Below are 23255 nucleotides of genomic sequence, written 5' to 3' on the forward strand. Positions count from 1 at the left end.
CCGCGGGGGCGCCCGGTCCGCCGGGCGGGGTCGGTGTTCGCCTCAAACGCCGGCGGGGCCGGTGCCCTGGCCGGGTCGTCGTGCGGTCCTCCGCGGGAGCTGCCCGTGGCGCAGGGCGGGGTCGGTGTTCGCCTCAAACGCCGGCGGGGCTGGGGTGGGGGCCGGGGCCGGGCGCAGCCATCCCCAGTCCCGTGGGGGCACCTCCCAGCGGTAGCTGGGGGAGCTTGTGAGGCGCAACCGACCCCGCCCGGCGCACCGGGCACCCCCCGCGGAGGCCCGCACGACGACCCGGCCAGGGCACCGGTTAGGGGAGGGACGACAACAGCGCCGACAGCGTCAGCGACCACGCGCTGTCCGGTGGGGTGCCGTAGCCCACCACCACCGCCTCACGGGCCGGCAGGTCGGTCGTGGGGTGGCGGAAGGCGGAGAGTCCCTCCAGGGCCAGGCCCTGGCCCGCCGCCGCCTGGAGCACCGGCCGCTCCATGCCCGGCGCGAGGTCCAGCACCACGTGCAGCCCCGCCGCGATGCCCGCCACCCCCGTCACCGACGCCCGTTCGGACACCGCCTCGACCACCGCGTCCCGCCGCCTGCGGTACCGCATCCGCATCCCCCGCACGTGCCGGTCGTACGCCCCCGACCGGATGAACTCCGCCAGCGTCAGCTGCTCCACCGCGCCGGAAGTCCAGTCGGTGTGGCCCTTCGCCGCGAGCACCTCCTCCAGCAGCGCGTCCGGCACCACCATCCAGCCCATCCGCAGCCCCGGCGCCAGGGACTTGCTCGCCGTGCCCAGGTACACCACCCGGTCCGGGTCCAGCCCCTGGAGCGCGCCGACGGGCTGGCGGTCGTAGCGGAACTCGCCGTCGTAGTCGTCCTCCAGGATCAGGCCGCCGGTGGTCCGCGCCCAGTCGACCGCCGCCGCCCGCCGCCGCGGTGTCAGCGCGCCGCCCGTCGGGAACTGGTGGGCCGGGGTGAGCAGCACCGCGCCCGCCCCCGTACCGGGCAGTTCGTCGGTCCGCGCCCCGGCCCCGTCCAGCCGCAACGGGTGCGTACGCAGCCCGGCTTCCGTGAGCAGGTCCCGGTGGATGTCGAGGCCGTAGCCCTCGACCGCCACGTCCCGTACCCGCCGCGCCCGCAGCACCTTCGCCATCAGCATCAGCCCGTGCGCGAACCCGGCGCACAGCACGATCCGTTCGGGCTCCGCGTACACGCCGCGCGCCCGCGCCAGATACCCGGCCAGTGCCTCCCGCAGCTCCACTCGGCCGCGCGCGTCGACCGCGTACCCGAGCGCGTCGTTCGGGGCGGCCGTCAGTGCCCGTCGGGTCGCCGCCGCCCAGGCCGCGCGGGGGAAGCTGCCCAGGTCCGGCGAGCCGGAGATGAGGCTGTACGCGGGCCCCCGGCGCGCGGGGGGACGTACCCGGGCGGCGGCGGGCGCCGGGGCCGCGCGGCGTGGTCTGGCCCGTTCCGCGACGCGGGTGCCCGAGCCCTGGCGGGCCGTCAGCCAGCCCTCCGCGACGAGTTCGGCGTACGCCTCCGCGACCGTGTTCCGGGCGATGGCCAGGTCCGCCGCGAGCGACCGCGAGGACGGCAGCCGGGTTCCGGGCGCGAGCCGCCCGCTGCGCGCGGCCTCGCGCAGGGCCTCCGTCAGCCCGGCGCGCAGGCCCCGTCCGGCGGCGAGGTCGAGGTGCAGGTCGGCACCGAAAGTGGCCCAGGATTCCGTCATGGATGTGGACCATATCGGCGGGCTGCCCCCTTCGTACGGTGGGGGCATGACGACGACGACCAACGCCACGGAACACGCCCCCGAAGAGCCCGCCCGCCTGAACTGGTACAAGCACGCGCCCGAGGTCTACAAGGCCATGGTCGCCCTGGAGATCGCCTCCAAGAAGGGCCTCGACCCGGTCCTGACCGAGCTGGTCAAGACCCGTGCCTCGCAGCTCAACGGCTGCGCCTTCTGCCTGGACATGCACACCAAGGACGCCCTCGCGGCGGGCGAGAGCGTCGAACGGCTCGTGCAGCTCTCCGCCTGGCGCGAGTCCCGACACTTCTACACCGAGAAGGAGCTGGCCGCGCTGGCGCTGACGGAGGCGGTGACCGTCCTGACGGACGGTTTCGTTCCCGACGAGGTCTACGCGACCGCCGCGAAGCACTTCGAGGAGCCCGAACTGGTCCAGCTGATCGCCGCGATCACGACGATCAACGCCTGGAACCGGTTCGGTGTCACCTGCCGCCTGGTCCCGGGCCACTACACGCCGGGCATGTACGGCAACTGAGTCACGGGGCGGCCCGGGCAGCACCGGGCCGCCGGCGCCTCACCCGCCGGGCCGGAACGCCTCCAACGCCGCCGTGTGGTGCGCCCGGGTGACCGCCCAGTCGGCGGCCGGGCCGGCGGTCAGCACGGCCCACTTGCCTCCGTCGGGGGTGCGGGAGACCCGTTCCACGCCCCGGCGGCGGCCGTGGGACTCCACGCTGTCGTACTCGTAGACCAGTTCCGCCGCGTCATCGAACCCCGGGACCTGGCCGACGCGGATCTCCTCGTAGCCCGAAGTTCGGGCGCGCAGATCGGTGGAGGCGCCTTGTACGGCCTGCAGCGGGCTGAGTTCCGCTTCGCTGACCCTAAAGACCTGGAGCAGCGACGTGCGGTCGGGCGAGCGGTAGAAGACGCCGCTCCCGCTCTCCTCACGGGCCCAGCCGGTGGGTACGGCGATGGTGAACCCCTTGGGGTCGCGGACCGTCTCGTGCGCACCGTCCGCGGGGGAGCCGGTGCTCGCGGAGGGGCTCCCGGTCGGGTTGTCGGCCGTCGGGGAGGTGCGCGGCGGCCGGGACCCGGACGCTCCGCCGGCCACTGAGGCGTCGGACGCGGTCGCCCCGGCGCGTGCGGGCGGCCCCGAGGGCTTCCGCTCGACGAACCAGACGGCCGCCGCCCCGATCGCGAGGGCGGCCACCGCGACGCCCGCCGTGGTCGGCGTCAGCCACCGTCCGCCCGCCCCTCCGGGGCGCGGGGGCCCCGGGGGTACGGGCGGCGGTGGCGGCAGGTGCGGGTCGTACACCGGCGGCAGCGGCGGCAGGTTCCCCTCGTACGCGGGCGGCACCGGCGGCCGGCCCGGGTCGTAGGCCTGCGGCGCGGTCGGTGCGAGCGGGTCGTACGCCGGCGGGGCCTGCGACGGCCCGGCCTGCGGGGGCGCGGCCGGGGCCGGTGCATCGGCAGGGGCGTCCCACACCCAGCGCTGCGTCCGCGCGTCCCAGCGGGGCGCGCCCTGCGGCTGCGGGGCCACGGCTCAGCCCCCCAGCGAGGTCAGCAGCCCGGCCAGCGCGGTCGCCGCGCTGACCGACTCCACCAGCGGGGCCCAGCGTTCCAGGGCCGCGCGCAGCCGGGCGGCGAGCCCCGGCCGGATCTCCCCCGCCGTCTCCAGTTCCTCGGCGGCGCCGTCCAGTTCGGCGTCCAGGGCCGACCGGTCCTCGCCCCGCGGCACCCGTACGAGGGCGGCGCGCAGTTCCAGTACCGCGTCGAGCAGCACCTGCGGGGTGGGGGTCCCGGTCTCCACTCCCCCGTGCCGGACGGTGTTGGTGTTGTTGCTGCCGCCGACGCTGAACGCGCTGCCGGTGACGTCTCCGAGCGTGACAGACGGCTGCGCCGAGTCCCTCGCGCCCGCGTTGCTCCCGTCAGTTGCCACCGCTGCTCCCCCTGCCCTTGCCGCCGTTGTGGTGACCGGTGTTGGTGTTGTTGCTGCCGCCGACGCTGAAGGCGCTGCCGTTCACCGAATGGATGAACACCCCGCCCTCGGCGACGTTGACGGCGCGAGCCGCGAACTCCTCGGTGTGCCAGCCCGCTTCGTGCAAGGCGACGATAATGCCGCCGACGACGCGGTCCTGAACGGTTTTCAGGAAGCGGTCCAAGTCCATGAGGTGGAACAGGGATCCGTTGTCCTCGGAGGCGAGTTCGCGGACCGACTGGCGCGGCCCCTCGGGGCGCGCGCCGCCGTGGCCTCCGGTGACGATCCGCCACCAACTCGCCAGGCCGCGGGCCAGGGTGGCGACGGAGGCGGCGATGGAGCCGGGGGTCTGCCGCAGGGCCCAGACAGCCTTTCCGAAAGCGTTGTTGTTGCGGTAGCGCTGGGCGTCGGCGTCCGCGTTGTGGAAGGCGACGTCCACGGGGAGCAGCACGTGCGGTGCTACTTCGAGCATCATCATGCCGCCTTGGGTGTGGACCCGTACGAAGACGGTGACGACGAGGTTCTCGTCCCAGCCGCCCACGCGTACGCGCAGGAAGTGTCGGCGGCGCTCGCCGCCCTCCTCGATGGCGGCGGCCCGCTGCTGCGCGTACTGGGCGTGGATGGCCTGTGCGGCGTCCCGGTGCGGCAGCCCGTTGGCGGGCAGGAACACGCATTCGTCGACGACCAGTTCCCGCATCCGGTCGCCGACGGCGGCCTGGGCCTCGGCGGAGCCGTGCGGCGAGGGCACCCGCAGGCGCTCCAGCAGGGGCACGATCCGGGAGACGAGATGGGCGTTGGTGACGGGCGTCGGCTTGCGGTCGGGCCCCAGGTCCTCGCGGGGTCGCAGTTCGACGGAGAGCTGCCAGGGCCGGTAGGGGTCGCCGGCGCCGCAGAACGGGTCGTTGACGTCGTACATGATCACCGGCGTGTGCTGCTCGGCCCGGATGCGGGCGCGGACGCGCTGGAAGCGCACTCCGGGGGCCGCTTCGGCCGGGTCGCCGGCGTGGTCGGCGTAGCGGCGCTCGTTGAGGTCCTGGGTGATGGTCCGGTAGACGTGGCCGCGCTGGAGGCCGACGACGGTGACGACGGCCGCGAAGACGACGGGCACCCACCAGAAGGCGGCGGTGGCCGCCGCGGTGTCCCCGAAGGAGGGGGTGAGGAGCAGGGTGCCGGGTCCGGCGGAGTCACCGAGGGCGCTCATGAGGGCGAATCCGCCGAGGACGAGGAAGAACAGGCTGAAGGCGAGCGTCAGGAAGACGTAGACGCGCACCATCACGGCCAGCGCCCGCATGAGCGGCGTGTTCCGGCGGCGCAGCCAGTCGGCGAGGCTCAGCAGCAGGAAGGGCAGGACCAGCAGCATGAGGGCGCCGCCGGTGAGGAGGGAGCCGACGAACCAGGCGCCGAGTACCCCGGCCGCCCAGCCGAGTTCGGTGCGGCGGGCGCGCAGGGCGTGGGCGAGGACCCGGGAGGCGTCGTAGCCGTAGGAGGGGGCGACGATGCGCTCTTCGTGGACGTAGAGCTCGTCGATGACCCGGTCGCGGAATCCGGCGTCGAGGTAGGTACCGGCGCACAGGAACCGGCCGGCCTCGCTGAGCGAGGGGTGTACCGGGGGGCGTCCGGTGCGTGGATCGCCCCGGCCGGCCGGACCGGTCGGCTGGTGGGGAATCGGTGTCTCGGTCACCGACCGACCTTAGGTTCCTCCTACATCGCATGACAGGCCGAATCACGCCAAAACGCCCCGACCTGGTTTGGCCGGGGCGCTTCGTCGTTCGTACTGGTTCGAACGGGTGGGTCGGTGCGGGGACCGGCCCGACCCGTCCGGTCAGTCGGTTCAGATCAGGCCGAGCTCGCGCACCGCGTCGCGCTCCTCGACCAGCTCCGCCACGGACGCGTCGATGCGCGCACGGGAGAACTCGTTGATGTCGAGGCCCTGGACGATCTCGTACTTGCCGTCCTTGGTGGTGACGGGGAACGAGGAGATGATGCCCTCGGGGACGCCGTAGGAGCCGTCCGACGGGACACCCATGGACGTCCAGTCGCCGGCGGCGGTGCCGTTGACCCAGGTGTGGACGTGGTCGAGGGCGGCGTTGGCGGCGGAGGCGGCCGAGGACGCGCCACGGGCCTCGATGATCGCGGCGCCGCGCTTGGCGACGGTCGGGATGAAGGTCTCGGCGAGCCACTGCTCGTCGTTGACGACCTCGGCGGCGTTCTTGCCGGCGATCTCCGCGTGGAAGATGTCCGGGTACTGGGTCGCCGAGTGGTTGCCCCAGATGGTGAGGCGCTTGATGTCGGAGACGGCGGCGCCGGTGCGGGCGGCCAGCTGCGAGATCGCGCGGTTGTGGTCCAGACGGGTCATCGCGGTGAACCGCTCGGCCGGTACGTCCGGGGCGGCGGCCTGCGCGATGAGCGCGTTGGTGTTGGCCGGGTTGCCCACAACGAGGACCTTGATGTCGTCCGCGGCGTGGGCGTTGATCGCGGCGCCCTGCGGCTTGAAGATGCCGCCGTTGGCGGAGAGCAGGTCACCGCGCTCCATGCCCTTGGTGCGGGGGCGTGCGCCGACGAGCAGCGCGACGTTGGCACCCTCGAAGCCCTTGTTCGGGTCGTCGAAGATGTCGATGCCGCGGAGCAGCGGGAAGGCGCAGTCGTCGAGCTCCATGGCGGTGCCCTCAGCGGCCTTCATGCCCTGGGGGATTTCGAGGAGCCGGAGCTTGACCGGCACGTCCGCGCCGAGCAGGTGACCGGACGCGATGCGGAAGAGCAGCGCGTAGCCGATCTGGCCGGCGGCGCCGGTGACGGTGACATTCACGGGAGTGCGGGTCATGGCCTTCTCCGTTAGACAGCTGGCGGTGGGGCGTCCCTGCCCCATGTGCTGGAGGACGCCGCTTCGCTGTCCTCTAAATCTTGACGTGAAGAGACATCCGCGGTCAGGCTATCCGACCCCGGGGGCGGCTAATCCACAGGCCCGTGTGGTGCGTGGCACACGGACCCGGATGTTCGAAGGCCCGCCTGCCGTCAGGGCCCCCATTCCACCCGGAAGACCTCCCCCGTCCGATGACCTTCGACGGATTTGACGTAGGCGTTCGCCGCGCGGGCGACCGGCACGGCGTTGAAGCCCGCGAAGGCGTCCCCGTAGGCGTCGAGGGACTCTTGCGGGAGACCGACTGGGTCAGCGCGCCCGCCCCGAGCAGTTGCCGCGAGATGCTGCTGCACGCCTGCCGCAACGCCGGCTTCAGCCCGCGGCTCGCCCACGAGTGCGGGGACCTGCGGGCCGGGTTGTGACTGGTGGCCACCGGCCGGGCGGTCTCGATGCTGCCGAAGCCGATGTGTGGCGCCCCGCCGCCGGGCCCGGTCGTGGTGGACCTGCCGGGCCCGGGGCGGACGCTGGAGGCGCTGGTACGGGCGGGCACCGAGGCGCAGCCGGCGGTCGCGGCGGTCCTGGCGGCCCTGGCCGCCGCGCCGGGCGGACGGTGAACCGGGCGGGTGGTCGGCCCGGCGTGCGGTGCGCTCAGCGGACGGTGAAGCGGACCGCCGTCTCCAGGAACGGGATGTGCACCCAGGGACCGGGCTCCATCACCAGCGCGAGCAGCGTGATGGCCACGCCCAGCACCCCGTACGTCAGGAGGTCCGTGAACCGGGAGCGGACCGCGAGCATCCCCACCGAGGGCAGTACGCGCCGCATCACCGCGGCCGCGATCAGCGCGACGCCGATGATCAGACAGCCCACCCGGGCATAGCCCACGGCCGTCGTCAGCAGCCCGGCCGCGGTGGCGGCGAGGACGCTGAGCATCGGCCACTGCCGGGCGGGCGCCGGCGCGTCCCCGGGAGCGGCCCGGCCGCCGCCCTCGGGGCGGGCGGTGTCCCGGGTGACTGACGGGAACCGACGGGACTTGGGGGCCTCGGCGGCCCCCTCGTCCCCGGCGGTCGGGCCGGTGTTGTGCTCAACCCGCACTGGTGGTCCGTTCCGCCGCCTCGACGACATTGACGAGCAGTTGGGCGCGGGTCATCGGGCCCACACCGCCGGGGTTCGGCGACAGCCACCCCGCCACCTCCGCGACGCCCGGGTGCACGTCGCCGACGATCTTCCCGCTCTCGTCGCGGCTGACGCCGACGTCGAGCACGGCCGCGCCCGGTTTCACGTCCTCCGGCTTGACCAGGTGCGGCACCCCGGCGGCCGCGACGATGATGTCCGCCTGCCGCAGCAGCCCGGAGAGGTTCCGCGTACCGGTGTGGCAGAGGGTCACGGTGGCGTTCTCGGACTTGCGGGTGAGGAGGAGGCCGATGGAGCGCCCGACGGTGACACCGCGGCCCAGGACGACGACGTGCGCGCCGTTGATCTCCACGCCGTGGTGCCGCAGGAGCGCCACGATCCCGTACGGGGTGCAGGGCAGCGGACCGGGCTCGTTGAGAACCAGCCGGCCGAGGGACATCGGGTGGAGTCCGTCGGCGTCCTTGAGCGGATCCATCAGCTCCAGGACGCGGTTGGTGTCGATGCCCTTGGGGAGGGGGAGTTGCACGATGTAACCCGTGCACTCGGGGTTTTCGTTGAGTTCCCGCACGACCGCCTCGATGTCCTCCTGGGAGGCGGTGGCCGGGAGTTCGCGCTGGATGGAGGCGATGCCGACCTCCGCGCAGTCCTTGTGCTTGCCGTTGACGTACCAGCGGCTGCCCGGATCGTCACCGACCAGCAGGGTGCCGAGGCCGGGGGTGACGCCCCGGGCCTTCAGCGCCGCCACGCGGGCGGTCAGTTCGGACTTGATCGCGGTTGCGGTGGCCTTGCCATCGAGAATCTGGGCGGTCATGCGGTCCATCCTCCCGGATGGAGCGGTCCCGGTTCCAGTCGGGCAGAACCGGACGGTCTACTTCATTGCACTTGCACAACGAGTACGCCCCAGCCTCGCAACCGGCTGGACAAGGCCGGTACGGGACCACCACGATGACGTTCGGCAACACGATCGCAATGAGTGCCGCGGGCAGTGCCGGGGGGCGTACCGCAGAAAGCCGAAGTCCTCCGTGCGTGCCGTGCGTCCCCGCACTTCACGGAGGAAAGACCCAGATGAGCTTCGGCGACCCGAACAACCCGTACGGGCAGCAGCAGCCGCCGGCCCCCCAGGGCCAGCCCGGCTACGGATACCCGCAGCAGGCCCCGCAGGGCGTTCCGCCGCAGGCCGGTTACGGATACCCGCAGCAGCCGGGTCAGCCGCCGTACGGCGCCGTGCCGCCCCAGGTACCGGGCACGCTGCAGGCGAACAACGGTTACATCAACGTCGCGGGCCTGGGCACCGTCCAGGTCGCCACGATGGGCCGCCGGTTCGGCGCGCGCCTCATCGACGGCGTCGCGATCGGCATCCTGTACACGATCCTCAGCCTGGTCGGCGTAGCAGGCGTCTTCAGCGCCTCGAAGTCCGTCAACGACTGTGACGTGACGTCGACGACGTACACGTCCTGCGTCAACGACGCGAACGCGGCCACCGGCAGCATGCTGATGACCTTCCTGGGCATCATGCTGCTGTTCTTCCTGGTCACCGCGCTCTACGAGTGGCTGATGATCGCCTTCGTCGGCGCGACCGTGGGCAAGATGGCGCTCGGCCTGAAGGTCGTCAAGGAGAACACCGGCCAGAACCCGGGCCTGGGCGGCGGCTTCGTCCGCTGGATCATCCCGATCGTCGGCGCCTTCCTCTGCTACATCGGCGCCGTCCTGGTCTACCTGTCCCCGTTCTTCGACAACTCGGGCAAGCTCCAAGGCTGGCACGACCGCGCCGCCGGCACCCTCGTCGTCAAGACGAAGTAACCGTCACCGCGTTCACCGCTCGAACGCCCGAAGGCCGCGCCCCCGATGGGGGACGCGGCCTTCGGCCTTTGACGGGGCCCGTCAGTGGAAGAAGTGGCGGGTGCCCGTGAAGTACATCGTCACGCCGGCCTTCTTCGCGGCCTCGATGACCAGCTCGTCACGGACCGAACCGCCCGGCTGCACCACGGCCTTGATGCCGGCCTCCGTGAGGATCTCCAGCCCGTCCGGGAAGGGGAAGAACGCGTCGGAGGCGGCGTACGAGCCCCGCGCCCGCTCCGCGCCGGCCCGCTCGACAGCGAGCTTCGCGGAGTCGACCCGGTTGACCTGGCCCATGCCGACGCCCACCGAGGCGCCGTCCTTGGCGAGCAGGATCGCGTTGGACTTCACCGCCCGGCACGCCTTCCACGCGAAGGCCAGCTCGGCGAGTTCGGCGGCCGAGAGGGCCTCGCCGGTCGCCAGGGTCCAGTTCCGCGGGTCGTCGCCCTCGGCGCCCCGTCCCGCTTCGAACGTGTCGGACTGCTGGAGCAGCACACCGCCGGAGATGGGCTTGAGGTCACCCGGCTGGTGCGGGGTGCCGTCCACCTTCAGGACGCGGATGTTCTTCTTCTTGGCGAGGATCTCGACCGCGCCGTCCTCGAAGCCCGGGGCGGCGATGACCTCGGTGAAGATCTCCGCGACCTGCTCGGCGAGCTCCACGGTGACCGGCCGGTTGACGGCGATGACGCCGCCGAACGCGGAGAGCGGGTCGCAGGCGTGCGCCTTGCGGTGGGCGGCGGCGACGTCGTCGCCCACGGCGATCCCGCACGGGTTGGCGTGCTTGATGATCGCGACGCAGGGCTCTTCGTGGTCGTAGGCCGCGCGACGGGCCGCCTCGGTGTCCACGTAGTTGTTGAAGGACATCTCCTTGCCGTGCAGCTGCTCGGCGTTGGCGAGCCCGCCCGGCTGCCCGTCCGTGTAGAGGGCGGCGGCCTGGTGGGGGTTCTCGCCGTAGCGGAGGGTCGACTTGCGCTCCCAGGCGCCGGCCAGGAACTCGGGCAGGACAGCCTCGGGCTCGGGGGCGTAGGAGTTGGTGAACCAGGAGGCGACGGCCACGTCGTAGGCGGCGGTGTGCTGGAACGCCTCGGCCGCGAGCCGCTTGCGGGCGGTCAGGTCGAAGCCGCCGCCCCGGGCCGCGGACAGGACGTCGGCGTACCGCTCGGGGCTGGTCACGACGGCGACCGAGGGGTGGTTCTTGGCGGCGGCGCGGACCATCGAGGGGCCGCCGATGTCGATCTGCTCGACGCACTCGTCGGGAGTGGCGCCGGACCGCACCGTGGCGAGGAAGGGGTACAGGTTCACGACCACCAGGTCGAAGGGCTCGACGCCGAGCTCTTGGAGCTGCTCGCGGTGGCTGTCCAGGCGCAGGTCGGCGAGAATGCCGGCGTGCACGCGCGGGTGCAGGGTCTTGACCCGACCGTCCAGGCACTCGGGGAAGCCGGTCAGCTCCTCGACCTTGGTGACGGGCACCCCGGCCGCGGCGATCTTGGAAGCGGTGGAGCCGGTGGAGACGAGCGCGACGCCCGCCTCGTGCAGGCCGCGGGCCAGCTCTTCCAGTCCCGTCTTGTCGTAGACGCTGATGAGCGCACGACGGATCGGCCGCTGGGTCGTGGTCGGGTCGTTGCTGCTGTCTGCGGTCTCTACGGCGGTCACTGGATTGTTACCTTTCGTCCCTCAATGCGGTAGCCGTGCCGGGCCAGGCGCCCCACGACGTCGACGAGCAGCGTGCGCTCGACTTCCTTGATGCGCTCATGGAGAGCGGCTTCGTCTTCCCCGTCCCGGATCTCGACGACACCCTGGGCGATGATCGGACCGGTGTCCACGCCGCCGTCCACGAAGTGGACGGTGCAGCCGGTGACCTTGGCCCCGTAGGCGAGGGCGTCGCGGACGCCGTGCGCGCCCGGGAAGGCGGGCAGCAGGGCGGGGTGGGTGTTGATGAACCGGCCGCCGAAGCGAGCCAGGAACTCCGGCCCGACGATCTTCATGAACCCGGCGGAGACCACCAGGTCCGGCTCGTGGGCGGCGGTGGCCTCGGTGAGCGCGACGTCCCACTCGGCGCGGGTGTCGTACGCCTTGACCGGGCACACGAAGGTGGGGATCCCGGCCTTCTCGGCGCGCTCCAGGCCGACGATGCCGTCGCGGTCGGCGCCGACCGCGACGACCCGGGCGCCGAAGCCCTCGGGGCCCTCGGGGTGGGAGTCGATGGCGTCGAGCAGGGCCTGGAGGTTGGTGCCGGAACCGGAGACCAGCACGACCAGGCGAGAGGCGGCCATGGGAGGCCCTTTCTTGGGGGGCATCACTTGCACGTGTTGCGCTTGCTGCACTTGTACGGTCGTACGAAACTCCGGGTCCCCGATATACGGGGAACCATACGAAGCGGTGGACCGCCTGCAACGATACCGGCACACGGGACGGCCCCCGAGGGACGGAGGGACGGCCGGGGGGTAGCGTGCGGCGTGGAACCGCGAACGGCGTGACGCGAGGTGCCCCACGCCGGAGCCACTCCGATGCCACGCCGATGCCACGACCACAGCACCGTCCACGACACAGGGGAAGTAACGCACTCGATGCCGGACCGCCGTCAGCCCGACTCCTCGACCGACGACAACCCCTTCGCGGCGCCCCCCGAGGGCAGGCCCGACCAGCCGTGGCAGCCGCGGGGCGGTGACGGCTCGGGCGGCCCCGGCGGCGCCGGCCCGACGCCCGAGGGCCCGGCCCGATGGGACCCGACGGACCCGATCCAGCGCCGCGCCCGGTACGCGCTGCTCGCGGGCATGTGGGGGTTCTTCTTCGGCATCTTCGGGATCCCGTCGGTGGGGCTGCTGCTGGGCGCGCTCGCGCTGTACTGGGGCGTCAGCGCCCTCCGCGGCGGCGTCGAATCCCTCGGCCCCGCGGCCCGCCCGCAGCGCACGGCGGCGGTCAGCGGCCTGGTGACGGCGACCCTGGCCCTCCTGCTGGCGGCGAGTTCGTACGCGGTGCAGTTGGCGTACAAGGACTTCTACGTCTGCCGCGACGACGCCCTGACCAAGACGGCCGAACTCGAATGCAACACCCTCCTCCCGGACAACTTCCTGGGCCAGGTCCTCAAGGTCCACCGCTGACCAGACCCAGCCCCGCCGGCGATTGAGGCGCGGGCGCAAACCCAGCCCCGCCGGCGATTGAGGCGCGGGGTCTGGGGCGGAGCCCCGGAAGGCCCGGCGCAGCCGGGCTGTCCAGCCCCGCCGGCGTTTGAGGCGCCGGGGTCCGAGGGGCCGGCCCCCGGCAACGCCGCCGCACCCGCCGTGCGCCCGTCAGACGGTCGGCCTCCGCGACAGCACCCGTGCCCCGGACACCCCCGGCACCAACTCGGCCGCCGCAACCGCCGCCATCGACACGGCCACCACATCCGACTCCGTCTCCGGCTCCGGCACCGGCACCGGCACCGGCACCGGCACCGGCACCACCTCCGACGGCACGTCAGCGGCCCCCTCCCCCACCCTCGCCAGAGCCGGCGGAGCCCCCGGTGGAGCCCCCGGTGGAGCCCCCGGTGGAGCCACCATCGGAACCGCCGCCTCCCGCAACGCCGCCCACCGCAACTCCCGTACGCCCGAGTCGTGCCACTCGTCCGGCACGTCCACCCCCCGCGCCCCCCTCACCGGCCGCACCCGCCACCCGTGCACCGCCACAGCCACCGGCACGGCCAGCACCACCGCCCACACCACCGCCGCGCCCCCCACCTGCCACCACACCGGCCCGAACCGCGCCAGCTCCCGCGACCCCAGCGGCCCCGCCGCCACCGCGGCGAGCCCCGCCATCAGCACCCCGCACACCACCGCGCCCAGAGCCGCCGTCCACGCGGTCTCCCCGTACGAGACCTCCCGCGCCCGCCGCACCGCGAACCACCCCACCGCCAACCCCGCCACCACCGGCACGGCCAACGCCGCCCAGGTCAGCGGCGTCCCCGCCCCCACCCCCGGCAGCGCCGCCAACAGCGGGAACCTCGGCAGCGCCGCGTGCGATCCGACCGAGCCGAGCGGCGTCACCGTCGCCCCCGCGCCCAGCGCGAAGCCCGGCCCCAGGCCGTACGCCGCGCCCCACACCATCGCGTTCGGAACCAGCGTCACCGCCAGCAGCAGCACCGCGAACCTCCCCGACCACACCCCGGTCAGCCCCAGGAACGACCCCCGCACCTCCGCCCCGTGCCACACCAGCGACGCCCCGACCAGCAGCACGCCACCGCTCAGCAGCACCAGCGCCCCGGCCGCGCCGGAACGCAGCGCCAGCTCGTAACGGGGGCGCGCGATGGCCCTCCGTACGCCCCCCGCCAGCCACGCCGGCACCCATCCCGGCAGTTCCCCGAGCGGCCTCCCCCGCGCTGCCCACACCCCGCCCGCCGCGGCCAGTACGGCCACCAGCGGCACGTGCCAGGCCGCGCTCAGCGGGTCGGCCGGCATGGGGCCACCCGACGCGTACACCGTCGCCAACGCCCCGACGCCGAGGTACCCGCAGGTCACCGCCGAGAACACGACACCGGCCGGCAACACCTCGTCGTCGCCCCCGCCGTCCACTTGGCCGTCGCCCAGGGCGCTGCCCAGCCGCGCGGCCCGCCGCAGCAACAGCACCGGCAGCGCCACCAGCAGCAGCGGCGTCACCCCGACGGGCGCCGGCACCCCCGACAGGGTCTCGTAGCGGACGAGTTCGGTGCCGTGGGCGAGCAGCCACAGCCCGGCCGCCAGGTGCAGCGCGCCACCCGGCCCGCTGTCGGGGTAGGGGGAGCTGATCCACAGCACGATCACGAGCACGGCCAGGAAGCCGAGCCCCAGTCCTGCGGCCACCGCGCCGCCGAACACGCACGCGGCGGCCGCCGGCGAGCGGCGCCGCACGGCGGCCCGGGGGGCCGTCGGCAACGAGGTACCGCGTTCCGTCACTTGGGTCACCCCGCCATGGTGCCAACGACACGCGCTATGGGCGGGTAACAGGCGATTGTCCGTGGTGTCGCTCAATATACGTTTATGTACTTTTTCGCGCAGAGCTACCGGGTCGCGGGGAGAGTGGCATGACACAAGGCGTCGGAACGACCTCCGCCTCGGGGGAGGCCGACCTCCCTTCCCCCCAGGAACGCCGAAGGCTGCGCGAATCCGCCGAACTGACGCACGGTGAGGTGGCCGCAGCCGTCGGTGTCAGTCCCGCCACCGTCCGCTCGTGGGAGTCGGGGCGGACGCAGCCGCGCGGCCGAAAACGCAAGGCCTACGTCCGGCTCCTCACCCGTCTCTCGGCGTCCCGTCCCCCCGACGCCCCGGAACCGGAGGCCACCGAGGCTGCGAAGGCCGCCGGCCCCACCGCCGTACGGGTCTCCCCCTCCCCCGCGCGGCCGATCAGCTCCCGCAAGCGGCCCAAGGCTGCATCGAAGCGGGCCGCGAAGCCGCCGGCCAACTCCGCGCGACACGAGAGCAGGACCCCGGCCAAGGCCGACGGCGACCACACCCCGCAGCCCCCGGAAGCCGGACCCGAGCCCCAACCACAGCCGCAGCCCCAACCACAGCCACAGCCCGAACCGCAGCCGCAGCCACAGCCACAGCCACAGCCCGAGACCCGGACCGACCCCGAACCCGTCGCCGGCACCGACCCCAACGCCGACGTCGACACGCCGCCCACCGAGGCCCCGGCCGCCGCCGAGGCCGAAGCACCCGTCGACCCGGGCCCCCTGACGCCCGCTCGGGCCTTCGACGCCCTGCACACCTACTCCGCCCCGGCACTCGTACGCCAGGCGTACCTGCTCACCGGTCGCCGTTCACTCGCCCTTGAGGCCGTCGACAAGGCGTTCCTCCAGGCGTGGGCGCGTTGGCCCGAGGTCGCCACCGACCCGGACCCGGTGGGGTGGGTGCGCGCGGTCTCGTACGAGTACGCCCTCTCCCCCTGGCACCGGTTCCGCCGGGCCTTCCGCCACCCCGACAAACCCCCGGCCGAGCCCGCCGACCGGATTACGATGGACGCGCTGTTGGCGCTGCCGACCGCGTACCGCCGGGCCGTCCTGCTCTACGACGGCGTCGGCCTCGACCTTCCCGACACGGCCGCGGAAATCGAGGCCTCGACCCCGACCACCGGCCTGCGCCTCCTGAACGCCCACGCCGCGCTCGCCGCCCGAATCCCCGAGCTGGACGGCCTGCCGCCCGCGCAGCGCTCGGCCCGGCTGCGTGAACGCATGGGCTCGGTCAGGCCTGCCGTTTCCCTGGAGCCCCGCCCGGCAGCCGCCGTACGCACCTCCTGCGAGCGCCGCTCCCGGGCGCTGAGCCGGGCGGCGCTCGGGCTGACGGCGGTGATCGCGGTCGCGACGGCGTACACGGCGACCACGGCGCCGACCGAATACATCGCCCCGATCGCACCGGGTTCGAGCGTCTCGGGGGTGCCCCCGCTCAGCGGACCGCAGCGGTTCACCGAACAGAGCAAGGAACTGCACGACCGGCTCCGCTCGGACCCGGCGGCCGGGCCGGCCCGTCTCGCGCCGAAGGTCGAGTAACGGGGCGGCGCACGGAAAACGGGCGTGGCCCGCACCCCGGGAGGTGCGGGCCACGCCCGTACACGCGTATGGCGACTGCTTACTGAGCGGCGTTCAGGATCTCGCGCGCCAGCTTGGCCGTCTCGGTCGGCGTCTTGCCGACCTTCACGCCCGCGGCCTCAAGGGCCTCCTTCTTGGCCTGTGCGGTGCCAGAAGAACCGGAGACGATGGCGCCGGCGTGGCCCATGGTCTTGCCCTCGGGGGCGGTGAAGCCCGCGACGTAGCCGACGACCGGCTTGGTGACGTTCTTCGCGATGAAGTCCGCCGCACGCTCCTCGGCGTCGCCGCCGATCTCGCCGATCATGACGATGAGGTCGGTGTCGGGGTCCGCCTCGAACGCCGCGAGGGCGTCGATGTGCGTGGTGCCGATGACCGGGTCGCCACCGATGCCGACGGCGGAGGAGAAGCCGATGTCACGGAGCTCGTACATCATCTGGTAGGTCAGCGTGCCGGACTTCGACACGAGACCGATCCGGCCGGGCTTGGTGATGTCGCCCGGGATGATGCCGGCGTTGGACTGGCCGGGGGTGATCAGACCCGGGCAGTTCGGGCCGATGATCCGGGTCTTGTTGCCCTTGGCGGTCGCGTACGCCCAGAAGGCGGCGGAGTCGTGCACCGCGATGCCCTCGGTGATGACGACGGCCAGCGGGATCTCGGCGTCGATGGCCTCGACGACGGCGGCCTTGGCGAAGGCCGGCGGGACGAAGAGGACGGAGACGTTGGCGCCCGTCTTCTCCATCGCCTCGGCGACCGAGCCGAAGACCGGGACCTCGGTGCCGTCGAAGTCGACGGTGGTGCCGGCCTTGCGCGGGTTCACGCCGCCGACGATGTTGGTGCCGTCAGCCAGCATCAGCTTGGTGTGCTTCATGCCCGTGGCACCGGTCATGCCCTGGACGATGACCTTGCTGTCCTTGTTGAGGAAGATAGCCATGTGAGTCTGTGACCTCTGCCCTTACTTCGCAGCCGCGAGCTCGGCGGCCTTGTCGGCCGCGCCGTCCATGGTGTCCACGCGCTGCACCAGCGGGTGGTTGGCGTCCGAGAGGATCTTGCGACCCAGCTCGGCGTTGTTGCCGTCGAGACGGACGACGAGCGGCTTGGTGACCGCCTCGCCCTTCTCCTCCAGCAGGGCCAGCGCCTGGACGATGCCGTTGGCGACCTCGTCGCAAGCGGTGATGCCACCGAAGACGTTGACGAATACGGACTTGACGTCCGGGTCGCCGAGGATGATCTCGAGACCGTTGGCCATGACGGCGGCGGAGGCGCCACCGCCGATGTCCAGGAAGTTGGCGGGCTTGACGCCGCCGTGGTTTTCGCCGGCGTAGGCGACGACGTCGAGGGTGCTCATGACGAGACCCGCGCCGTTGCCGATGATGCCGACCTCACCGTCGAGCTTGACGTAGTTGAGGTTCTTCGCCTTGGCTGCGGCCTCCAGCGGGTTCGCGGCCGCGTGGTCCACGAACTCCTCGTGACCCGGCTGACGGAACTCGGCGTTCTCGTCGAGCGAGACCTTGCCGTCGAGCGCGATGACGTCGCCGTTGGCGACCTTCGCGAGCGGGTTGACCTCGACGAGGAGGGCGTCCTCGGCGATGAAGGTCTGCCACAGGGTCACGAGGACCTCGGCGACCTTCTCGGCGACCTCGGACGGGAACTTCGCCTGGGCGACGATCTCGCGGGCCTTCTCGATGGTCACGCCCTCGTTGGCGTTGACCGGGACCTTCGCGAGGGCCTCGGGGGTCTTCTCCGCGACCTCCTCGATGTCCATGCCGCCCTGCACCGAGGCCATGGCCAGGAAGGTGCGGTTGGTGCGGTCGAGGAGGTACGAGACGTAGTACTCCTCAAGAATCTCGGGAGCGGTCTCGGCGATCATCACCTTGTGGACCGTGTGGCCCTTGATGTCCATGCCGAGAATGTCCGTCGCCCGGGCGACGGCCTCGTCCGGGGTGGCGGCGAGCTTGACGCCGCCGGCCTTGCCTCGGCCGCCGACCTTCACCTGCGCCTTGACGACCGACTTGCCGCCCAGCCGCTCGGTGGCCTCGCGAGCCGCCTCAGGCGTGTCGATCACTTCACCGGCCAGCACCGGTACACCGTGCTTGGCGAAGAGGTCCCTCGCCTGGTACTCGAACAGGTCCACGCGCGTCCGTCCCTTGTCTTCAAAGATTCGCAGTGATTCGCGGTTGTCTGCTATCTGCGTGGGCGTGCCGCGGAGGGCAACGTGACGGCGCTGTCACAAGGAAGGCGCACACGGTGACCGTGGACGCGGCATGTCCGTCTCGCAGGTTATCCCCGTGGGACGTGCGTCCCTAAATCGCGGGTCACACCTGAGCGGTGATACCTGTCACAGATCGCCTCACGGTTGAGCTGCGCGTTCGTGCGATCCGCCGAGTGTCGGTCGTGGGCGCGGGGCCGCTCAGGGGACGGGCAGCGGCCGCTTCTCCAGGGCGGCGGCCATAACGTCGGGGAACAGGTCGGGGGTGCAGGCGAAGGCGGGCGCGCCGAGAGCGACGAGGGCCGCCGCGTGCTCGCGGTCGTAGGCGGGGGCGCCTTCGTCGGACAGGGCGAGCAGGGTCACGAACTCCACTCCGGCACCCTTCATCGCGGCGACCCGCTTGAGCATCCCGTCGCGTATGCCGCCCTCGTAGAGATCACTGATCAGGACCACGACGGTGTCGGCCGGCCGGGTGATCTTGGACTGGCAGTAGGCGAGGGCCCGGTTGATGTCGGTGCCACCGCCGAGCTGGGTGCCGAAGAGCACGTCGACGGGGTCGTCGAGCTGGTCCGTGAGGTCCACGACCGCCGTGTCGAACACCACCAGCCGGGTGGCGATCGCGCGCATCGAGGCGAGCACCGCGCCGAAGACGGAGGCGTAGACGACGGAGGCCGCCATCGAGCCCGACTGGTCGATGCAGAGGATGACCTCCTTCTTCACCGACTGCGCGGCGCGGCCGTATCCGATCAGCCGCTCGGGGACCACGGTGCGGTACTCGGGCAGGTAGTTCTTGAGGTTGGCGCGGATCGTGCGGTCCCAGTCGATGTCCCGGTGGCGGGGGCGGCTGACGCGGGCGGAGCGGTCGAGGGCGCCGGTGAGGGTGGCGCGGGTGCGGGTCGCGAGGCGCTTCTCCAACTGTTCGACGACCTTGGCGACCACCGCGCGGGCGGTTTCGCGGGTCGTCTCGGGCATGGCCTTGTTGAGCGAGAGCAGGGTGCCGACGAGGTGGACGTCCGGTTCGACGGCCTCCAACATCTCCGGCTCCAGCAGCAGGGAGGACAGGCCGAGCCGTTCAATGGCGTCGCGCTGCATGACCTGGACCACGGAGCTGGGGAAGTACGTCCTGATGTCCCCGAGCCAGCGGGCCACCTGAGGCGCGGACCCGCCGAGCCCGGCCGACCGCTCCCCCGCCCTCTTGCGCGATCCGGCGCCGCCGCTTCGGCCGTACAGCGCCGTGAGCGCGGCGTCCATCTCCGCGTCCCGCCCGGAGAGCGCACATCCGGTGCCCTCGCCCTCGCCGCCGCCGAGCACCATGCGCCACCGCCGCAGCCGCTCCCCGGCGTCCGTCGGCCGCCCCGTGCTGATCTCCATCCGTCCGTCCCCCTTCGTCCCGTGTCCGTTGTCCCGCTGTCTGCTGTCTGCTGTGCCGGTCCCTCGTCCGCGGCGCCCTCCCCTCCCCGCGGGGCCGGGCATCAGCCCGCTCCCACCGCCGCTCCGGCCGCTCCGGCGAGCAGCAGGCGGGCCACCTGCGCCACCGCGTCCGCGCGGACGGCGTCCAGCTCCGGGGCGAAGCCCTCGGGGGCCGAGCCCGGCCCGGCCGTACGGGCCCGGCCGGACGGACCCCGCCGGACCAGTTCGCCCAGGGCCCGCTTCACCCCCGGCTCGTACGCCCCGAAGGTCCGCCGCAGCAGGGGCAGTACGTCGATGAAGCCACTCGGCGGCACCGACACCAGCCAGCTGTCGATCAGGCCGAGCAGCCGTTCGTCGTGGACCAGGAGGGTGCCGCCGCCCGCGCTGCCGCCGGCGAAGCCCTCGATCCAGCCCGCCGCGTCGGCCGGGGTGGCCGCCGGGGACAGGGCGAGGCCCATCAGCCGCGCCGTCTCCTCGGGCGGGAGCCGGCCGTCGTCCAGGAGCAGCCGCGCGGCGCGGCCCCGGATCAGCCCCGGCACGGTGTCCCGGCCGGCCAGCGTCCGCAAAACCGCCGACCAACGCTCCCGCAGCCCCTCGTCGGCGTCGGCCAGCAGGGCGATCGCCGCGTGCACGGCGTCGACGTGCCCGCGCAGCTCCGCCGCCGCGTCTGCGTCCAACCCGGCCGCGCAGGCGGGCGGCAGGGCCACGCAAATCCGCTCCGCGAGTCCGGCGGCGACGGCGGCGAGCGCTTCCGCGTCGGTGCCCCGTACGTCGCCGTACCGCAGCGAACGGGCCAGCGCGGGCAGGGCCTTGGCGAGGCGGGCCACATCGGTGTCCAGCGCGGCCCGGTCCGCGAGGGCGCGCAGTACGGCGGGCAGGGCCTCGGACAGGCCGGCCAGCAGGCACCGTTCGGCCAGGGCGGTGACCTCGCCCAGTTCCCCCGCGTCCGCCGCGAGGGCCTCGGCCCGGGCGGTGGCCGCTCCCAGGACGGTGGTGCCCCAGATCCCCGCCTCCGCGACCCGTACCGACAGTTCGGGCTCCCAGCGCAGCCGCCAAGTTTCCCGAAAGGTGCCGGTGCTGTCGCGGGAGGCGGTGGGTATCCCCCAGTCGACGCCGAGCAGTCGGAGCCGGTGCAGGAGCAGGGACTTGGCCGCGTCGGTGTCCTTGCGCAGGTCCAGCTCCAGCTCGCGTCCCTCGGCCTCGACCTTGAGGCGCAGGGACCGCTGTCTGCGGGTGAGGTCCCGTTGGAGGGGGACGGCGGGGGCCGCTTCGGGGACTTCGCCCAGCACGTCCCCGACCACCAGACGGTCCTCGATCAGGGCGAGCGGTATGTCGGAGCCCTCGCACATGACCGCCCGGACCGCTTCCAGCGTTTCGGTCAGGCCGGGCACCGGGCGTCCCCGTACGGCGGCGAGGGTCTGCGCCAGCCGGACCGCCTCGATGACGTGGGCGGAGGAGACCTGCCGGTCCTCGTCCCGGAGCAGGCCCGCGACCTTCGTCAGCCAGCGTTCGACGGGCCGGTCGGGGGCGGTGAAGAGGTGCGCGTACCAGCCGGGCGAGGTGATGCCGGCGCCGTATCCCCCGGCTCGGGCGAGCCGGCGGTGGTTCCAGGGCACCCAGGTCGTCTCCACCTTGATCTTGGGCAGTCCGCTGAGCAGTGCCTTGTCGGCGGTGGCCGTGGTCGGGGCGCGCAGGGCCGGGACGTGCCAGGCGCCGCAGACCACGGCGTAGGTGTCGCCGAACTCGCGGCGCGCGGCCCGCATCCGCTGCCGCATGTACGCCTCGCGGATCAGGTCGCGAGGGTCGCCGCCGGCGCCGTACGCCTCGCGCAGCGCCCCCATGGCCTCACCGAGGGCCTCGAACGCGGCCAGGGGGTCGCCCCGTACAGCGTCCCGGTGTTCGACGACGTCGTCCCACCAGCGCTCGGGGTCGTCGTACCCGGCGCTCTCGGCCAGTACGGCGAGGGGGTCGATCCGGATGGAGTGGGCCTCCCGCTCGCGGTCCTCCGGCGCGGCGAGCGAGTGCGCGGCGGGGAGGTCGATGAACCGGACGGGTACGTCGCGCGCCTGGGCCCAGCGGATGGCGGCCCATTCGGGCGAGAACCCGGCCAGCGGCCAGAACGCGGCCCGGCCCGGGTCGTCGGCGGCGTGGGCGAGCAGGGCGACGGGCGGCCGCATCCGCGGGTCGGCGGCGAGCGGGAGCAGCACGTCGCCTTCCGGCGGTCCTTCGATGAGCACCGCCGACGGCCGCGCTTCGTCCAGCGCGGCCCGCACGGCGCGGGCGGAGCCCGGTCCGTGGTGTCGGACCCCCAGCAGGAGGGGGCCCTCGGCCCGTGCGTTCATGCCGTCACCTCCCGGCAGGCGCGGTAGAAGTCCTTCCAGCCCTCCCGCTCGCGGACGACGGCTTCGAGGTACTCCTGCCAGACCACCCGGTCGGCGGCCGGGTCGCGGACGACGGCGCCGAGGATCCCGGCGGCCACGTCGGAGGGGCGCAGGACGCCGTCCCCGAAGTGGGCGGCGAGGGCGAGGCCGCCGGTGACGACGGAGATGGCCTCGGCGGTGGACAGGGTGCCGCTGGGCGACTTGACCTTGGTGCGGCCGTCGCCGGTGACGCCGTCGCGCAGCTCTCGGAAGACGGTGACGACGCGGCGGATCTCCTCCAGGCCCTCGGGCGCCGCCGGCAGGTCGAGGGCGCGGCCCATCTGGTCGACGCGGCGGGCGACGATGTCCACTTCGGCGTCGGCGGTGGCGGGCAGGGGCAGCACCACGGTGTTGAAGCGGCGGCGCAGGGCGCTGGAGAGTTCGTTGACCCCGCGGTCGCGGTCGTTGGCGGTGGCGATGAGGTTGAAGCCGCGCACGGCCTGCACCTCCTGTCCGAGTTCCGGTATGGGCAGCGTCTTCTCGGACAGGACGGTGATGAGGGTGTCCTGGACGTCGGCGGGGATACGGGTGAGTTCCTCGACGCGGGCGGTCATGCCGTCGGCCATGGCCCGCATGACGGGGCTGGGGACGAGGGCTTCTCGGCTCGGGCCGTCCGCCAGGAGGCGGGCGTAGTTCCAGCCGTAGCGGATGGCCTCCTCCGGGGTGCCGGCGGTGCCTTGGACGAGGAGCGTGGAGTCCCCGCTGACGGCGGCGGCCAGGTGTTCCGACACCCAGGTCTTGGCGGTGCCGGGGACTCCGAGCAGGAGCAGGGCGCGGTCGGTGGCCAGGGTGGTGACGGCTACTTCGACGATGCGGCGCGGTCCGACGTACTTGGGCGTGATCACTGTGCCGTCGTGCAGCGTGCCGCCGAGCAGGTACGTGGCGACGGCCCACGGGGACAGTTTCCAGCGGGTCGGGCGGGGCCGGTCGTCGGCGGCCGCCAGGGCTTTCAGTTCGTGTGCGAAGGCGTCTTCTGCGTGCGGTCGCAGTGCCTCTGCGCGGTGTTCGGTCTCGGTCGTACTCATGGTCCCCCTCCAATGCCCGGCAGCCGCTTCCGACTGCTGACACCAACGGTGCACCACCCCACTGACAACGCCCCCTGTTCGAACCGTTGTTGCAGGTCAGAGCGATTGTCAGTGGGGGTCTCTAC

Annotated in this window: 21 protein-coding genes; 6 read left to right on the top strand and 15 right to left on the bottom strand. The window is 73.0% G+C overall.

Translation table 11 applies throughout. The features are described from left to right. Positions 1–304: 304 nt before the first annotated feature. A complete protein-coding gene (locus ABZ934_RS13545; RefSeq protein WP_361312294.1) occupies positions 305–1720 on the bottom strand; it encodes a PLP-dependent aminotransferase family protein in 1416 nt (471 codons plus the stop codon). Positions 1721–1766: 46 nt separating this feature from the next. Here ABZ934_RS13545 and ABZ934_RS13550 point away from each other — a divergent pair, with 46 nt between their 5' ends. Continuing rightward, complete coding sequence (locus tag ABZ934_RS13550) at positions 1767–2270, top strand: carboxymuconolactone decarboxylase family protein (RefSeq protein WP_361312295.1); 504 nt, start codon at positions 1767–1769, stop codon at positions 2268–2270. A gap of 39 nt (positions 2271–2309) precedes the next feature. Here ABZ934_RS13550 and ABZ934_RS13555 read toward each other — a convergent pair whose 3' ends face one another. From ABZ934_RS13555 to ABZ934_RS13570, 4 genes are all read right to left on the bottom strand, one after another. Further along, on the bottom strand, positions 2310–3272 hold the full coding sequence (locus ABZ934_RS13555; protein ID WP_361312297.1) for a hypothetical protein: 963 nt from the start codon (positions 3270–3272) through the stop codon (positions 2310–2312). A gap of 3 nt (positions 3273–3275) precedes the next feature. Next, a complete protein-coding gene (locus tag ABZ934_RS13560; protein WP_361312298.1) occupies positions 3276–3671 on the bottom strand; it encodes a hypothetical protein in 396 nt (131 codons plus the stop codon). Beyond that, positions 3661–5391, bottom strand: a complete 1731-nt coding sequence (locus ABZ934_RS13565; protein WP_361312300.1) for a hypothetical protein — start codon at positions 5389–5391, stop codon at positions 3661–3663. Before ABZ934_RS13565 ends, ABZ934_RS13560 begins: the two co-directional genes overlap by 11 nt. Positions 5392–5541: 150 nt before the next feature. Further along, positions 5542–6531, bottom strand: a complete 990-nt coding sequence (locus ABZ934_RS13570) for a malate dehydrogenase (RefSeq protein WP_361312301.1) — start codon at positions 6529–6531, stop codon at positions 5542–5544. A 230-nt stretch (positions 6532–6761) separates the two neighbouring features. On the opposite strand from ABZ934_RS13570, the gene ABZ934_RS13575 reads away from it, so the two are divergent. Both ABZ934_RS13575 and ABZ934_RS13580 read left to right on the top strand, forming a co-directional pair. Further along, positions 6762–6989 (top strand): hypothetical protein, encoded by a 228-nt coding sequence (locus ABZ934_RS13575; RefSeq protein WP_361312303.1) that lies wholly within the window; start codon positions 6762–6764, stop codon positions 6987–6989. A 3-nt stretch (positions 6990–6992) separates the two neighbouring features. After that, complete coding sequence (locus tag ABZ934_RS13580; protein ID WP_361312304.1) at positions 6993–7181, top strand: hypothetical protein; 189 nt, start codon at positions 6993–6995, stop codon at positions 7179–7181. A gap of 34 nt (positions 7182–7215) precedes the next feature. Here ABZ934_RS13580 and ABZ934_RS13585 read toward each other — a convergent pair whose 3' ends face one another. Continuing rightward, positions 7216–7659: a DUF3017 domain-containing protein gene (locus ABZ934_RS13585; RefSeq protein ID WP_361312306.1), complete on the bottom strand. Its 444-nt coding sequence runs from the start codon at positions 7657–7659 to the stop codon at positions 7216–7218. Then, on the bottom strand, positions 7649–8509 hold the full coding sequence (locus ABZ934_RS13590) for a bifunctional methylenetetrahydrofolate dehydrogenase/methenyltetrahydrofolate cyclohydrolase (RefSeq protein WP_361312307.1): 861 nt from the start codon (positions 8507–8509) through the stop codon (positions 7649–7651). Before ABZ934_RS13590 ends, ABZ934_RS13585 begins: the two co-directional genes overlap by 11 nt. A 254-nt stretch (positions 8510–8763) precedes the next feature. On the opposite strand from ABZ934_RS13590, the gene ABZ934_RS13595 reads away from it, so the two are divergent. Beyond that, on the top strand, positions 8764–9498 hold the full coding sequence (locus ABZ934_RS13595) for an RDD family protein (RefSeq protein ID WP_361312309.1): 735 nt from the start codon (positions 8764–8766) through the stop codon (positions 9496–9498). A gap of 81 nt (positions 9499–9579) precedes the next feature. Here ABZ934_RS13595 and purH read toward each other — a convergent pair whose 3' ends face one another. Both purH and purN read right to left on the bottom strand, forming a co-directional pair. Next, positions 9580–11187 (bottom strand): bifunctional phosphoribosylaminoimidazolecarboxamide formyltransferase/IMP cyclohydrolase, encoded by a 1608-nt coding sequence (gene purH / locus ABZ934_RS13600; RefSeq protein WP_361312311.1) that lies wholly within the window; start codon positions 11185–11187, stop codon positions 9580–9582. After that, complete coding sequence (gene purN, locus ABZ934_RS13605) at positions 11184–11807, bottom strand: phosphoribosylglycinamide formyltransferase (protein ID WP_361312313.1); 624 nt, start codon at positions 11805–11807, stop codon at positions 11184–11186. Before purN ends, purH begins: the two co-directional genes overlap by 4 nt. Before the next feature lie 294 nt (positions 11808–12101). On the opposite strand from purN, the gene ABZ934_RS13610 reads away from it, so the two are divergent. Continuing rightward, positions 12102–12635, top strand: coding sequence for a hypothetical protein (locus ABZ934_RS13610; RefSeq protein ID WP_361312314.1), 534 nt, complete (start codon positions 12102–12104; stop codon positions 12633–12635). A gap of 189 nt (positions 12636–12824) precedes the next feature. On the opposite strand, the gene ABZ934_RS13615 is transcribed toward ABZ934_RS13610, so the two are convergent. Next, positions 12825–14450 (bottom strand): DUF6350 family protein, encoded by a 1626-nt coding sequence (locus ABZ934_RS13615; RefSeq protein WP_361312316.1) that lies wholly within the window; start codon positions 14448–14450, stop codon positions 12825–12827. A gap of 119 nt (positions 14451–14569) precedes the next feature. Here ABZ934_RS13615 and ABZ934_RS13620 point away from each other — a divergent pair, with 119 nt between their 5' ends. Beyond that, positions 14570–16030: a helix-turn-helix domain-containing protein gene (locus tag ABZ934_RS13620; protein ID WP_361312318.1), complete on the top strand. Its 1461-nt coding sequence runs from the start codon at positions 14570–14572 to the stop codon at positions 16028–16030. 79 nt (positions 16031–16109) lie between these two features. Here the strand turns inward: ABZ934_RS13620 and sucD are convergent, their stop codons facing one another. From sucD to ABZ934_RS13645, 5 genes are all read right to left on the bottom strand, one after another. Beyond that, a complete protein-coding gene (gene sucD, locus ABZ934_RS13625) occupies positions 16110–17000 on the bottom strand; it encodes a succinate--CoA ligase subunit alpha (protein ID WP_031145895.1) in 891 nt (296 codons plus the stop codon). A 21-nt stretch (positions 17001–17021) separates the two neighbouring features. After that, complete coding sequence (gene sucC, locus ABZ934_RS13630; RefSeq protein WP_361312320.1) at positions 17022–18200, bottom strand: ADP-forming succinate--CoA ligase subunit beta; 1179 nt, start codon at positions 18198–18200, stop codon at positions 17022–17024. Between the two features lie 276 nt (positions 18201–18476). Continuing rightward, positions 18477–19646, bottom strand: a complete 1170-nt coding sequence (locus ABZ934_RS13635; protein ID WP_361312322.1) for a VWA domain-containing protein — start codon at positions 19644–19646, stop codon at positions 18477–18479. 101 nt (positions 19647–19747) lie between these two features. Continuing rightward, positions 19748–22027, bottom strand: a complete 2280-nt coding sequence (locus tag ABZ934_RS13640) for a DUF5682 family protein (protein WP_361312323.1) — start codon at positions 22025–22027, stop codon at positions 19748–19750. Further along, on the bottom strand, positions 22024–23130 hold the full coding sequence (locus tag ABZ934_RS13645) for an AAA family ATPase (protein ID WP_361312324.1): 1107 nt from the start codon (positions 23128–23130) through the stop codon (positions 22024–22026). The genes ABZ934_RS13640 and ABZ934_RS13645 overlap by 4 nt, the downstream gene beginning before the upstream one ends. Positions 23131–23255: the final 125 nt, after the last annotated feature.

Source organism: Streptomyces sp. NPDC046557 (assembly GCF_040645975.1).
Taxonomy (GTDB): Bacteria; Actinomycetota; Actinomycetes; order Streptomycetales; family Streptomycetaceae; genus Streptomyces.

Coding starts and splice junctions, on each gene's coding strand:
- ABZ934_RS13550 (WP_361312295.1), top strand. CDS start 1,767: ATGACGACGACGACCAACGCCACGGAACACGCCCCCGAAGAGCCCGCC.
- ABZ934_RS13635 (WP_361312322.1), bottom strand. CDS start 19,646: ATGGAGATCAGCACGGGGCGGCCGACGGACGCCGGGGAGCGGCTGCGG.
- ABZ934_RS13570 (WP_361312301.1), bottom strand. CDS start 6,531: ATGACCCGCACTCCCGTGAATGTCACCGTCACCGGCGCCGCCGGCCAG.
- sucD (WP_031145895.1), bottom strand. CDS start 17,000: ATGGCTATCTTCCTCAACAAGGACAGCAAGGTCATCGTCCAGGGCATG.
- ABZ934_RS13595 (WP_361312309.1), top strand. CDS start 8,764: ATGAGCTTCGGCGACCCGAACAACCCGTACGGGCAGCAGCAGCCGCCG.
- ABZ934_RS13590 (WP_361312307.1), bottom strand. CDS start 8,509: ATGACCGCCCAGATTCTCGATGGCAAGGCCACCGCAACCGCGATCAAG.
- ABZ934_RS13645 (WP_361312324.1), bottom strand. CDS start 23,130: ATGAGTACGACCGAGACCGAACACCGCGCAGAGGCACTGCGACCGCAC.
- ABZ934_RS13545 (WP_361312294.1), bottom strand. CDS start 1,720: ATGACGGAATCCTGGGCCACTTTCGGTGCCGACCTGCACCTCGACCTC.
- purN (WP_361312313.1), bottom strand. CDS start 11,807: ATGGCCGCCTCTCGCCTGGTCGTGCTGGTCTCCGGTTCCGGCACCAAC.
- ABZ934_RS13620 (WP_361312318.1), top strand. CDS start 14,570: ATGACACAAGGCGTCGGAACGACCTCCGCCTCGGGGGAGGCCGACCTC.
- ABZ934_RS13610 (WP_361312314.1), top strand. CDS start 12,102: ATGCCGGACCGCCGTCAGCCCGACTCCTCGACCGACGACAACCCCTTC.
- ABZ934_RS13575 (WP_361312303.1), top strand. CDS start 6,762: ATGACCTTCGACGGATTTGACGTAGGCGTTCGCCGCGCGGGCGACCGG.
- ABZ934_RS13640 (WP_361312323.1), bottom strand. CDS start 22,027: ATGAACGCACGGGCCGAGGGCCCCCTCCTGCTGGGGGTCCGACACCAC.